The organism is Chrysanthemum yellows phytoplasma (assembly GCF_000803325.1).
GTDB classification, from domain to species: Bacteria; Bacillota_I; Bacilli_A; order Acholeplasmatales; family Acholeplasmataceae; genus Phytoplasma; species Phytoplasma asteris.
In genome coordinates this window covers 1-277 of sequence record NZ_JSWH01000154.1, presented here as the reverse complement: position 1 = coordinate 277, position 277 = coordinate 1, and the positions used below count along the sequence as shown (strand labels likewise).

At 30.3% G+C, this 277-nt stretch carries 1 protein-coding gene; it reads right to left on the bottom strand.

Going from position 1 to position 277, the window contains the following annotated elements; translation table 11 throughout:
* A partial coding sequence (locus OL66_RS02715; protein ID WP_034172364.1) for a DnaB-like helicase C-terminal domain-containing protein occupies positions 1-277 on the bottom strand: 277 nt, incomplete at both ends.

The following is a 277-nucleotide window of genomic DNA, read 5'->3' as shown; positions in this document are numbered from 1 at the left end:
GATTTTCATTGTCATTATAGTCTGAATATAGCTCTTCTAAGGTTGAATTATATATATTTATGGGTTTTTCTTTGTCTTTGGATAATTTGGGTTGGAATTCAGACATCATTAAGACGATATCGGAGTTAGTTTCAATTCCACCACTGCCTTTTAAAGCTGTTATTTCTGGTGATTTACCTTGGTAATTGCTGTATGTATCTCTTGAAAATTGAGATAAAATGATAATAACGATGTTTAATTCAATGGCTAATTTTTTGAGTTTGGTCATAATTTCGTC